Raw genomic sequence first — 12,484 nt, 5'->3', positions numbered from 1 at the left:
CTTTCTATCGAAAATATGGTTTTAATAATGTGAGTTGCTTCTTGGTTAGAAGATGATAATCACCAGGTTGCGAATTTTCAGCTAAAGAAAGTGGCCTCATAGCAACTCTTCTTAGAGTGATAACTTTTTTCCCACAAGCCAAAAACATTTTTTTAACTTGATGAAACTTACCTTCTTGAATTGCTAGGCGGACAAAGCTATGACCTTTTTCTTTATTTGTAGCTAAAATTTCTAAATGGGCACCTTGACAGCGAGTGCCATCTAAAAAGACAATTCCGGCTTGAAATGCAGCAACATCTTTAGCGGTGACAATTTCATTAATCCACGCTTCGTATACTTTTGTTACTTTTTTTTCTGGATGCAGCAAGTCGTAACCGAGTTGTCCATTGTTTGTTAAAAGTAATAATCCAGAAGTATCACGGTCCAATCGCCCGACAGCATATAAATCAACACGCTGATCTTTTAAAGTTAAACAATCAAAAACGGTCTGATGTTTCTGATCGCTATTGGCCGTTACTACACCTGCTGGTTTATCTAGTAAATAATAAACCTCATTAGTGAAAAGTTCTTTACCGGCCACTATAATTTTATGAATCCGACTATCAACGTTTTTGTTTTGTTGTGTTTCTTTGCGCCCATCGACTGTGACTTGTCCGCTTAAAAAAAGGCGCTTCATTTCTTTGCGACTTGTATGCAAATTATCTTCAATTAATTTATCTAAACGCATATTTACTCCTTTATTCAGTAGCAAAGTCTTATCTATTATAGCGGAAAATAGATAATTTCACAGCAAAACAGCACTTTCCTTGACTTAAATTTAAATAAGGCCTAAGGTTAAATAGTAAAGTAAATAAAGTTTCTCATACACACAGCGTTACGACCTGGTGGAGAAAGTTTTAACCGACTTTGACAGGACAGTTGTGCATACGACTGTCCTTTTGCGTATTTTTATACGCACCACACTGATGTGCTGAGTAACAAATTTGCTTTTAAAGATTACCGCATATGCGGCCAAAATTTAGGAGGAATTTAGTTATGGCAGTAAAATTGAATGTAGAAAAAAGAGCAATCCGTCCCCGTTCCCTACGCAACAAATTGCGTCACGAAGGAAAAGTACCGGCAATTGTCAATGGTTATCAAATTGAAAGCACACCTGTTGCAGTTGATGCGGCGGCTCTTGAAAAAATTTATCGTGAACACGGCGCGAATGCTGTTATCGTTTTAAGTATTGACGGCAAAAACGTGAACACACTTGTCCGCGGCACACAATCAGATACTTTTACAAAAAAATTAACTCACGTTGAATTCTTGTCAGTAAATATGACAGAAGAAACAGAAGTGGAAGCTGAAATATTACTTGTCGGCGAAGCTGCAGGTGTCAAAGCTGGCGGTGTGTTGACACAAACACTATACAACGTGCTTGTTTCTGCAACACCAGATAAATTACCAGAACGAATTGAAGTAGATGTTACAGGTCTTGAAATCGGAGATGCTTTAACTGTTGCTGACTTACCAAAAGAAGCAGACTTTACAATCGTTACAGACCCTGAAGAACAAATTGTAGCTGTTAGTGAAGCGCAAGCAGCAGAAGAACCAGAAGAAGAAACGGAAGCACCAGCTGAACCAGCTGATGCTGAATAATTTTTATTACGTAAAGTAAGTAAAGCGCCGCTGATTGCGGTGCTTTTTTTATAGCCATAAGAAAAACTAGTGGATCTTCGTCTATCAAGAAAAATTTTTAGGGAATTTAAAAAAAGCTTTGATAAATTCTTTTTATAAGTGCAATTTTTTTGCATTCTTACTTATTTAAAGTATGATAGATGTAGAATCATTACTGATGTTTTCTCTACGCGTGAAGATGGCAAAAGCTATTTGAAAAAGATACTAACGTAGTGAACACAGCCTTAGGAGGTTTTGAATTTGTTTGAAGTATTTGATAAAAAACGCAGTCGCTTTGCTTCTGTTGGCGTTGTTTCCAGTATGCCTGGAGAATTAATTGACAGCATTTGGTTCATTATCGACCTTGATTTAAAAGGGGTAGTACCTTTGAATAATTTAATCGCTTTTGAATTGCTTAACCACGATGGTAAAGTGACCATGCATTTTTCTCAAGAAAACAGTGAAGTTGAAATGGATATTGACTTACCATTTTTATTTTCTTATGAATTGCCGCAAGAAGTTTATGCTTATGATGACGGCAAACAACAAACGATTTTGTTACCAAGTGAAACAAAATACCAAAAGTAAATACCTATCGTAAACTCTCGCCTGATTAGGTGAGAGTTTTTTTGTCGGATAAGAATGTTGATTAAGTGAGTATTTACTGAAATTAACTGTGTTCATAATCGTTTGAAAAAAGAAAAGATTGACAAGGGGACGTTTTAAAGGTAGAGTAGTGGACATGCGATGAGTCGATAAGACCAACTTGTTTGGTCGAATCCAACAGCGACACCAGAAGGAAACTTCACTGCCGGATTTGCAGGGTGTTGGAAGCAAAGTAGTGGACGACGGAGCTTCTGCCAATTTTGGTACTGGTTAAAAACAGTTCTAAGGTTCTTCCTTAGAACTGTTTTTATTTTAGTGAATTTTACGCGAAAGCGACAATTTAATTTAAGCTAAGTGATTCTAAAATTTAATTGAAAGTAGAGCGGTTGAGACAGAAGCTACTTCTATCTCAACGTTTATTAAAAAGAGGCTGTATGACGAGTTTTTGTCACACAGCCTCTTTTTATTTATGATGCCAGTAGTAAATAACTAAATTTGAATTATTGTGCTTTTTCAGCCGCATACGCAGCATTACGTTTTTTCATTTCACGTGCATACCAGACAAAGATTAATAGGTAAGCGACTAAAGCTAAAGCTGCATATAAGACAAAAGTAATTTCGCCTTGAGAAGCGTTACCGACTAGATAAGCTAAGAATTTTTCAACAGGACCTTCCATTGTTGTGTGTGAGATTAAAGCATCTGCACTTAATCCTTTAGGAAAGGCGCCGACTTTTTTAGCTGTTTCGGTAATAAATGGCGCCATTAAGGTACCAGACCATAAGAAGACAGGTAATTCGATTGCACCGATAACGATCATTCGAATTAGTTTACCACGAGTTACAACTAATAATGCTGGGGTAACACCCATTGCGATAATACCACCTAATGGTAGTAATTTGTTACCAGGTAAAATCATAGCTTCTAATAACATAATTGGAGCTAAAACGTTAGCTGCAGCCCAAATTTCAGCGCGACCAGCGATAAATGGCCAATCTAAACCAATGTTTAAAGTACGACCTTTTAATTTGTTGCTTGCAAAATCAGTAATACCTTGTGAAAGTGGTTCAACCGCAGCAATAAACCAAGCGCCAATCGTTGAGAATAACTCCAAACAGGTTGCAGCTGTGAAAGCTAGTGCAAAAATTTGAGTTGGTGTTTGACCAGCTAACATCCCAACGAAAATCCCTAAGTAAATCCCAATGGCAAATTTAGACCCCCAAAAACCGATTTTGCTGTTTAATTTAGCTGCGTCAAAATCGTATTTATCTAACCATGGGAATAATTTGTCAAAAATTTTATCAAAAACCATAATGATTGGATTCATCATATAATTCATATGTGTCGTGGTCATAGGGTTTGTATCTGGTGCATTTAATAAGTCGTTAAATGTTGGTTTCATCAAATCAGAGTTGATAATTTTTAATACGCCGATGAAGATAACCAATGCTGTTGCGACGAATAAGTTGGCACCACAAAAGATTGCAAATAAACCGACGATTGATAAGTGCCAAATATCAAAAATATCCACGTCCAATGTGTTGGTGCGATTTAAAACTAACATTACGATGTTTACAATCACCATAATTAATAAGAAATAAAGTGTATAAGGTGATCCCCAAGTAATAGTAGCAAGAGGAGCCCAACCAACGTCTGTAATGTTTAATGAAAGGCCAGTTCGTTCAACAAAAGATTGCATGGCATCAGCAAATGATGTCGATAAAATATTAATAATGGCTCCGATACCAGTTAATGCAATCCCCAGTTTTAAACCGCCTTCTAGCGCTTTGGTGAATTTTACTTTGAATAGTAGTGCAATTAGCGTCAAAACAATTGTCATTAAAGGGGCAGCTCCCAAGTTAATTAAAGGCTGGAAGACTGTATTGGCTAAATCAATAATTGTACTCATCTTTTCTTCTCCTCTGTCTTTGTGTAAATGGAGCAGCAGCTAAGTCAGTGTGCTCCGTTTACACAAAAAATTATTTTTGCACTTGTTTAATAGCGGCTTCCATTTGAGCATAAACAGGCTCAGCCATAGCTGGAATGCGGTAAAGAATTGCACCAACATCAACGACAGGAATATTAATCGGGAAACCTAAATCAGTGTTGGCGATTTGTGCGAAGATATCATAGTGAGACAACATTTCTTCATTAATGTCTTTAATCATAACGGCATCACAACTTACTTGATAACCGCGTTTTTTCAATTCGCTTTCTAAAGCACTTTTAATTTGGTGGCTGGAATTAACCCCTGCGCCACATGCTGCTAAAATTTTGACCATCTTTTTTTCTTCCTTTCTTAATTAAAGTAAACTTAATTTTGGACTTGTTTAATAGCTGTTTCCATTTGGGCATAAACAGGTTCGGCCATGGCTGGAATGCGGTAAAGAATTGCACCAGCATCAACGACAGGAATATTAATCGGGAAGCCTAAATCAGTGTTGGCAATTTGTGCGAAAATGTCATAGTGAGATAACATTTCTTCATTAATGTCTTTAATCATAACGGCATCACAACTTACTTGATACCCACGTTTGTTCAATTCGTTTTCTAAAGCGCTTTTAATTTGGTGGCTGGAATTAACCCCTGCGCCACATGCTGCTAAAATTTTGACCATTCTAATTACTCTCCTTTAAAATTTTCTACTAAAAATTGATAAATTTGATTTGGATCTTCATAAGTGAAGAATTCCAGCATTTTTTTACGATCTGTTGCATTAATAAAATCCATAATATCGGCTAATAATCCTGCTTGTGCTTCGCCATCTTCGTTTAAAATCATAAATAAAAATGAAACCGATAGTTCCTCATCGGGACTAATCATATTATGAAACTTAATTTTATGGTTTAGTTTAACCGGAATGATTCGAGTTGTTTTGACGAATTCGCTTTCAGTATGGGGGATAGCAATATTCGGTAATGTTGCATCAACTGGGGTCATATCTAATCCAGTTGGATAGTTTAATTCACGTTCAATTAAATTCACGATAAAATCAGCGGTTACTAAATCTTTTTTTAACAGATCTTGATAAACTTCATTAAAAACTTCTTCTTGGTTTGTTTTATCAGAAATATAAACAGTATCTGATGCGAAGATTTCTTTTTTGTTCCCCACTATAACTCCTCCTGTTCGCTTTTGTTTGATAGTGTGTTTAAATCTTGCTTACACTCATATTATAATCTAATCGCTTTCAAACGCTTGTCAACTAAATTTCGAAATAAAATAAACATAAAATCGTCGATTGTTGTTGAAAAATATTTTGTTATGTTTTAATATGAGGATGAAAGGAGGATGCATATGCTTAAAAGTGAACGACAACGTTCCATATTAGAGCTTTGTGAACAACATGGTGTAATTACTGTTCAATTTGTTCGAAAAAATTTGCATGTCTCTGATATGACGATTCGCCGTGATTTTGAAGAATTGGCGCAGCAAGATAAAATTATCCGTGTTCACGGTGGCGCGCAGAGTAAATCTTTTGCAGCAGGAGCAAGTACTGCCAGTGAAATGAAGAATGCAGCTTTAGATGATTTGGAACTTTCACATCTGGAAAAAAAACGCATTAGTATAGAAGAAAAAGATTATATTGCAAAACAAGCGGTGCAATTTATTGAATCAGGAGATACGATTTTTTTAGGTTCAGGGACGACGATTGAATTGATGACAAAATATTTAATCAATCGAGATCTGCGTGTTGTTACCAATAGTTTGCCGGTTTTTAATTTACTACAAGAAAATGAACAATTAGATTTGTATCTAGTTGGAGGTTCTTACCGTAAGAAGACAGGCGCTTTTGTGGGTTCAATTGCTAACGAGACCATACAAAAATTGAGTATTGAGAAAGCTTTTGTGGGCGTGAACGGACTAATGGCAGAATATGTATCAACTTTCAATATTGAAGAAGGTAAGTTTCAACAATTAGTTTTGAATCAGGCTAAAAAACGTTACTTAGTGGCTGATGCACATAAATTTAATCGAAGTGATTTTTATAACTTTTTCAATTTACGAGATATAGATGCCTTATTTACGGATAAAAGTATTGAAGAAGCTGTCAAAAATAAATACCAACAATATACGACTATCTATAGTTAGCCAATTAGATAGTAAAAAGGAGGAAATATGATGCGTGTTGTAATTGGTGCTGACGCACAAGGAGAAAAATTAAAAAATGTCATAAAGGATTACTTAGTGAGTGAAGGTTATGAAGTCGTAGATAAGACAGTAGCCGGAGCGGACTTTGTTGATTCTACTTTAGCGATTGCCGCAGATATTAAAGCAAATGATGGGTCAATGGGTATTGCTTTTGATGGTTATGGCGCTGGCAGTTTTATGGTTGCAACTAAAGTGAAAGGTATGGTCGCAGCTGAAGTTTCCGATGAACGTTCCGCTTATATGACAAGAGAACATAACAATGCCCGCATGATTACTATTGGTTCAGAAATTGTCGGCGAAGAACTAGCTAAAAATATCGTTAAAGAATTTCTAGCAGCACATTATGATGGTGGACGTCATCAAATTCGTGTAGATATGTTAAATAAAATGGCGTAATAAAATGGAGGAATAATGATGAAAATTGCAATTGGTTGTGACCACATTGTCACAGATACGAAAATCGCTGTTTCCGATTTTTTAAAAAGTAAAGGTTATGAAGTAATCGATTGTGGGACGTATGATTTTACCCGGACGCATTATCCAATTTATGGGAAACGGGTCGGCGAAGCAGTCACAAGTGGCGCAGCGGATTTAGGCGTAACGATTTGCGGCACTGGCGTAGGGATTACCAATTCAGTCAATAAAGTTCCAGGTATCCGGGCAGCTTTAGTACGAGATATGACGACTGCCATTTATGCCAAAGAACAATTAAATGCCAATGTCATTGGTTTTGGTGGTAAGATTACAGGTGAATTTTTAATTAATGATATTATTGAAGCGTTCATTAAAGCCGATTATCAAAAAACGCCAGAAAATGAAGCATTAATTGCAAAAATCAATGCTGTCGAAGGGGAAAAACCAGACCAAGCAGATCCCCATTATTTTGATGAATTTTTAGAAAAATGGGATCGTGGCGAGTACCACGACTAACTTGTCTATAAAAAGATGAGATTTTTGTAAAATTAACTTTCTTCTGTTAAATTTTAATTATAGTTGTAAAGAGTCAACGGTTGAATGCAACTGTTGACTCTTTTATTCGTTTCATACTAAATAGTTCCAAATTTAGTCACAATGCTTTATGTGTGAAGTTTTTAGTAATAAAAAAATTTAGTAACTTTTATTGGTAACGTTAAGTCTGAGAAAATAAAAGCTTGTTTTTTTAGAAAGGAGTCATTATGTCAATTTCGTATGGTATTGTCAGTACAGCGTCAATTGTTCCCCGTTTTGTAGCCGGAATTCGTGCTAGTCAAGAAGGAAAGGTTTCAGCCATTGCTTCAAGAGAACTTGCTAAAGCACAAAAAGTTGCCACAGAACTTAATATTCCTAAAGCTTATGGTAGTTATGCCGAAATGTTTGCCGATCAAGAAATTGATATCATCTATATTGCCACTTACAATAAAGGCCATTTTGAAACTGCTAAACAAGCTTTAATGGCAGGAAAACCGGTTTTATTGGAAAAACCTTTCACTTTATCTGCAGCTGAAGCAAAAGAATTATTTGCCTTAGCCAAAGAAAAAAAACTTTTTTTAATGGAGGCCCAAAAAGCAGTTTTTCTGCCGATTACTTTAGCGGTGAAAAAAGCAATTCAGGCTGGGAAAATCGGGGAGATAAAATTGATGCGTTCGCTTACTTCTTACCCTCATATTGACCATGTTAAATGGTTCCCAAGTCTTGAATCTGGTGGGGGGACTTTGCATGGCTCTGGAAGCTATCCCCTTCATTATATGCATTTTATTACGGATGAAAATTATCAAAACGTAAAAGGAAATGCAGTAATGCCAAAGGGAAGGTCTGATAAACAAAGTGATTTGAGTTTGAAATTTGGTGAGACTATTTTGGCCAATATTTTTATCACGACGGAATTTGGCACAGATAATGGGATGACAATTTATGGTACCAAAGGCCGAATTGAGATTCCTAATTTTTGGAAGACACAAGTCGCCACTATTTATACTAATGAAGGAAGAGAAGATTTGCATATTCCTTTTAGCAGTGAATTTGCTTTTGAAGTAGATCATGTCAATGAATGTTTAAAACAAGGCTTATTAACTAGTCCTGTGATGACCCCCTCTTTAACCATTGAAACGGTGGAATTAGTGGAAAACCAATATCAAAAATGGCTCAAGGAATAGTCAAAAAGCTCATATCGGTTAAGCAAATGAATTTTTGTTAACCGATATGAGCTTTTTTTGGTAGAAAGAAAGAGCTGTTTTCAAAAATAAGACGTTGTGTTTTCTTATTGCCAGCATTTTGAACGAGTTCATGAAGCTTTTTCTAATTCAGCTTCATGAACTAACCCTCTACGGCAATAAGCCGAAATTTGAAGAAATTTGAAAAGCAATTTATTAAAATTCCATCTTATTGCTTGAGAGCTAAACGAGTTCATGAAGCTTTCTATGTTCTATTTTTTAATGGAATTTTAGCGCGGAAAATGACACCTTTAGGATTTAAGTCATGGACAGTCAGTTTGCCGTGATGTTCCTTAACAATTTGTTGTGCGATAGCTAGTCCTAGACCAAAACCACCACTATTTTTATTGCGGGAACGTTCTTCCCGATAAAAACGTTCAAAGATTTGTTGTTTATCTTCATCACTAATGTTCGCCCCAGTATTACGCACCTCCAGTAGCCAATCATCATGGGTAATCTGGGAAAGTAGGATGATTTTATCTTTTTCTTGCGTGTATTTTAGTGCATTGTCTAAAAGAATCACCAAGAGTTGATGAATCTTTTTTTCGTCGACTAGCACGTTTTCGTTGGCGTAATTTTCTAAAATAAAAAATTTATTTTCTAAATTAGCAATTTCTTGAAACGGTTTAGCTAGTTGGGTAATAAAAGGTTGTGTTTGCAAATTGTTTAAAGCTAGCGTTGTTTCGTTGGCGTCACTTCTGGCAATTGTTAGCAAGTCGTTTGTTAAAGAAGTCAGTCGTCTGGTTTCATTTAAGGCTTGGGCAATGGGTTCAGACTGCTCTAAAATCGTTTCGTTTGGTGTAGTAAACAACTTTTGTAAACTATTTTGAATAATTGTAAGAGGGGTTCGTAATTCATGGGAAGCATTTTCGACAAATTCTTGTTGCTTTTGCCATGCTTTAATAATCGGCGCCATATTTTTTTTAGAGATAAAATAACTGACCGCCAACGAAATTAGCCAAAAAAGAACCATACACACAATTAAAATGGTTTTGAAAGTTCGCAAAGACTCATCAATTTGATCAGTGTTTTCCAACAGTTGAATATAAGCAACATCTTCTTGTGGCGTGTCTAGTTTGCGCGTGATCGAACGAAAATGAAGGGTTTGATCATCATTTTTTACGTTAACACTTTGAATCGTCGCTAAATTGTTGACTGATAGTTTCAAATTCTGTAGTTCGGTAAATCGACCTCCCAAGACGGCTTTATTTAAAATTTTACCATCAGCACTCCACAAAATTATTTGTGAGTTAAAGCGGTTGTTACGGTTTCCTAAAGGCGGTAGATCTGATTTTTGCATTAAGAAAGGATTATCTTCTTTTAGTCGGGTAATCTCAGTTGTAATCGTACGCTCATCTTGGCTAATATTTTTTAAAGATTCATCAGTTTGACGATAAGCTGAGCTTTGTAGCAGCTGTAACACAATAAATCCTAACAAAAGAAAAATAAGCGCAAATGCGCCAGCATTTAATAAAAAGAATTGGCGACGTTGTTTTTTTGAAATTTCTGTATTCATCTTTTACCCCTGTTCTTGCAACAAATAACCGACATTTCGCAACGTTTTGAAGTCATTGGCAATACCAGTTGGCTTTAAATGTTTACGTAAATTACTCATATAAACTTCTACCACCGTAATGGTTGTATCTGAATCAAATCCCCAAATACGGTCAAAGATTTGTTCTTTCGTTAAAATGACGCCCTTATTTTGAATAAAGTAAACGAGCAGTTCAAATTCTTTTCCTTGAATAGGTAAAACAGTCTCCTGGAAAGTCACTTGGTTACTTTGTAAGTTACAACTAATCGGACCATAAGTTAAACTACTCTCTTCATATAAGCCTAAGGAGCGCTTTAACAATGCTTTTACCCGTAACAATAATTCTTCACGGTAAAAAGGTTTTGTCAGATAATCGTCGGCTCCTTTTTGAAAACCAGTTACTTTATCATCAATGCCATCTTTAGCAGTTAAAATCAAAACAGGCGTCTGAATATTTTGTGCCCGTAGCTGAGCTAAGACTTCATAGCCGTTTATTTCTGGCAGCATTAAATCTAATAAAATGACATCATAAATATTACTTTGTGCTTCAAATAAGCCTGTTTCCCCATCAAAAACTTGGGTGATTTCGCCTAAAGGCTGGATAATTTCTTTTATATTATCAGATAGTGTCTGTTCGTCTTCCACAATCAGTAGTTTCAGCATATTCTTCACCTCGTGTTTATTTTATCATGTTTACCCTAAATGAAACTTAATTTACTTTTTTAAAATCTCTGATTGGCTTTAAGCTAGATTTAAGCTCGTGTAAATAAGCTAGGGTTACAACACATCAAAAATAACTGGAGGACATAAAATGAACTTTTTAAAACGGGCTTATCAAAGTCTTTGGGCCAAAAAAGGCCGCAGTATTTTATTAATTGCTGTTTTTGCAGCGATTTTAATTTTTGTTTTAGCTGGCTTAACAATTAAAAGTGCAACAGAAGTAGCGAGTGAAAATGCTAAAAAAAGCGTAGGCGCAACTGTTACGCTTGCGACAAATCGCCAGGGGATGTTTAAAACAGATAATGACAGTAATACTAGTGAAAGTGAAAAACCAGATCCTAGTAGTTTTGAAATGACACCAGTGAAATTAAGTGACGCTAAAAAAATTGCAGCTTTATCTGGGGTGAAGTCTTACTCCTTTGAAGTGAGCACCTCGGCTGATAAAAGTAGTGGTATTGAGCCGATTTCTAGTGATAGTGAGCAAAGTAGTGAAGATTCTGATAGTGAAGATTCTGCTAATGGACCAGCCGGTCAGATGCCAGGTGGAAAAGCTCAAATGTCACAAGGAGACTTTCAGATTACTGGTGTTTTAGAAAGTAGTGCTTATTCTAGTTTTGCTGCTGGGACGGCCAAAATTACAACAGGAGAGGCGTTAACACAAGCAGATGAGAATAGTAATAATGTTTTAATTGAGTCTTCTCTTGCACAAGCCAATGATTTAACAGTCGGTGATACGTTCAAAGTAAAAGATAGTGATGATAAAGACGTTACTGTTAAAGTCAAAGGCATTTATGAAACAAGTGATAGCGGAACAAGCATGGGGATGCGTTTTAACTTTATGAATCCAGCTAATACGATTTTCACTTCTTATACCTTAGCCAATGAGTTAAAAGGTAGTGATGCAACCGATACGATTGACTCGGCTGTTTATGATTTATCTGATCCAAAAGAAATGGATAGTTTTGTGAAAGAAGCTAGCAAATTAATTGATACGGACACGTATAGCTTACAAACCAATGATCAAATGTATCAACAAATGTTACAGCCATTAAATAATGTCGCGAGTTTTGCTAAAAATATTATTTTGCTAGTAGCAGTTGCCGGTGTCATTATTTTGACTTTAATCGTAATGTTAACAATTCGTGAACGTCGTTATGAAATCGGGGTGTTGTTGTCATTGGGAGAATCACGTTTTAAAGTTATTTTACAATTCTTTAGTGAAATTTTCGTGTGTATGCTTTTTGCCTTAGTGATTGCAACATTTAGTGGCAATGTCGTTGGGAATGCGGTTGGCAATCAGCTACTAGCCCAACAAAGTGAAACAACAGAAGTGGCTAATACTAACATGGGGCCTGGTGGGAATGCACAAGGTGAAAAACCAGATGGACAAACAATGCAAGCTCCAAATGGCAATAAAGGACCAGGGATGCAACGTGGCTTTAATAATGCGTTACAAACAAGTGAAGCTGTAAAAGAACTGAAAATTAGTGTCTCCCCAACTGAAATTGCTAGTTTAGCCGCAATGGGCTTATTTATCAGTATGTTTGCTATTTTATTAGCAAGTGTCGGAATTTTACGTTTAAATCCGAAAAAGATTTTAGTTTCGTAAAACCAAATTAATAATTA

General features: G+C 36.0%; 14 protein-coding genes. 7 read left to right on the top strand and 7 right to left on the bottom strand.

The window, feature by feature from the left end:
- Nucleotides 1–4: 4 nt before the first annotated feature.
- On the bottom strand, nucleotides 5–727 hold the full coding sequence (locus IGI65_RS00590; protein WP_438772918.1) for a 16S rRNA pseudouridine(516) synthase: 723 nt from the start codon (nucleotides 725–727) through the stop codon (nucleotides 5–7).
- A 308-nt stretch (nucleotides 728–1,035) separates the two neighbouring features.
- Here IGI65_RS00590 and IGI65_RS00585 point away from each other — a divergent pair, with 308 nt between their 5' ends.
- Together IGI65_RS00585 and IGI65_RS00580 are read left to right on the top strand one after the other, a co-directional pair.
- Nucleotides 1,036–1,641, top strand: a complete 606-nt coding sequence (locus IGI65_RS00585; RefSeq protein ID WP_438772917.1) for a 50S ribosomal protein L25/general stress protein Ctc — start codon at nucleotides 1,036–1,038, stop codon at nucleotides 1,639–1,641.
- Nucleotides 1,642–1,920: 279 nt separating this feature from the next.
- A complete protein-coding gene (locus IGI65_RS00580) occupies nucleotides 1,921–2,247 on the top strand; it encodes a DUF960 domain-containing protein (protein WP_071864334.1) in 327 nt (108 codons plus the stop codon).
- Nucleotides 2,248–2,765: 518 nt separating this feature from the next.
- On the opposite strand, the gene IGI65_RS00575 is transcribed toward IGI65_RS00580, so the two are convergent.
- The 4 genes from IGI65_RS00575 to IGI65_RS00560 form a co-directional block, all read right to left on the bottom strand.
- Nucleotides 2,766–4,172, bottom strand: a complete 1,407-nt coding sequence (locus tag IGI65_RS00575; protein ID WP_438772916.1) for a PTS galactitol transporter subunit IIC — start codon at nucleotides 4,170–4,172, stop codon at nucleotides 2,766–2,768.
- A gap of 70 nt (nucleotides 4,173–4,242) precedes the next feature.
- Complete coding sequence (locus tag IGI65_RS00570; protein ID WP_438772915.1) at nucleotides 4,243–4,545, bottom strand: PTS sugar transporter subunit IIB; 303 nt, start codon at nucleotides 4,543–4,545, stop codon at nucleotides 4,243–4,245.
- A 32-nt stretch (nucleotides 4,546–4,577) separates the two neighbouring features.
- The gene (locus IGI65_RS00565) at nucleotides 4,578–4,880 is read right to left on the bottom strand and encodes a PTS sugar transporter subunit IIB (protein ID WP_438772914.1); all 303 of its coding nucleotides are present in this window, start codon (nucleotides 4,878–4,880) and stop codon (nucleotides 4,578–4,580) included.
- Nucleotides 4,881–4,885: 5 nt separating this feature from the next.
- The gene (locus IGI65_RS00560) at nucleotides 4,886–5,377 is read right to left on the bottom strand and encodes a PTS sugar transporter subunit IIA (protein WP_438772913.1); all 492 of its coding nucleotides are present in this window, start codon (nucleotides 5,375–5,377) and stop codon (nucleotides 4,886–4,888) included.
- A gap of 183 nt (nucleotides 5,378–5,560) precedes the next feature.
- Between IGI65_RS00560 and IGI65_RS00555 the strand changes: the two genes are divergently transcribed.
- From IGI65_RS00555 to IGI65_RS00540, 4 genes are all read left to right on the top strand, one after another.
- Nucleotides 5,561–6,355, top strand: coding sequence for a DeoR/GlpR family DNA-binding transcription regulator (locus tag IGI65_RS00555; protein WP_438772912.1), 795 nt, complete (start codon nucleotides 5,561–5,563; stop codon nucleotides 6,353–6,355).
- 30 nt (nucleotides 6,356–6,385) lie between these two features.
- Complete coding sequence (lacA, locus tag IGI65_RS00550; RefSeq protein WP_438774394.1) at nucleotides 6,386–6,811, top strand: galactose-6-phosphate isomerase subunit LacA; 426 nt, start codon at nucleotides 6,386–6,388, stop codon at nucleotides 6,809–6,811.
- Nucleotides 6,812–6,829: 18 nt separating this feature from the next.
- On the top strand, nucleotides 6,830–7,345 hold the full coding sequence (gene lacB / locus IGI65_RS00545) for a galactose-6-phosphate isomerase subunit LacB (protein WP_438774393.1): 516 nt from the start codon (nucleotides 6,830–6,832) through the stop codon (nucleotides 7,343–7,345).
- Between the two features lie 242 nt (nucleotides 7,346–7,587).
- Complete coding sequence (locus tag IGI65_RS00540; RefSeq protein ID WP_438774392.1) at nucleotides 7,588–8,547, top strand: Gfo/Idh/MocA family protein; 960 nt, start codon at nucleotides 7,588–7,590, stop codon at nucleotides 8,545–8,547.
- Nucleotides 8,548–8,809: 262 nt separating this feature from the next.
- Here the strand turns inward: IGI65_RS00540 and IGI65_RS00535 are convergent, their stop codons facing one another.
- Both IGI65_RS00535 and IGI65_RS00530 read right to left on the bottom strand, forming a co-directional pair.
- Nucleotides 8,810–10,120 carry a sensor histidine kinase gene (locus IGI65_RS00535; protein WP_438772911.1) on the bottom strand — a complete coding sequence of 437 codons (1,311 nt, stop codon included), beginning with the start codon at nucleotides 10,118–10,120 and terminating at the stop codon, nucleotides 8,810–8,812.
- Between the two features lie 3 nt (nucleotides 10,121–10,123).
- Nucleotides 10,124–10,801, bottom strand: coding sequence for a response regulator transcription factor (locus tag IGI65_RS00530; protein ID WP_438772910.1), 678 nt, complete (start codon nucleotides 10,799–10,801; stop codon nucleotides 10,124–10,126).
- Nucleotides 10,802–10,949: 148 nt separating this feature from the next.
- Between IGI65_RS00530 and IGI65_RS00525 the strand changes: the two genes are divergently transcribed.
- Complete coding sequence (locus IGI65_RS00525; RefSeq protein WP_438772909.1) at nucleotides 10,950–12,467, top strand: ABC transporter permease; 1,518 nt, start codon at nucleotides 10,950–10,952, stop codon at nucleotides 12,465–12,467.
- The last annotated feature ends 17 nt before the right edge of the window (nucleotides 12,468–12,484 follow it).

The sequence above is a fragment of the Enterococcus sp. DIV0755b genome, from assembly GCF_051713765.1.
Taxonomy (GTDB): Bacteria; Bacillota; Bacilli; order Lactobacillales; family Enterococcaceae; genus Enterococcus_C; species Enterococcus_C canintestini.
This window is presented reverse-complemented; position numbering and strand designations above follow the sequence as displayed.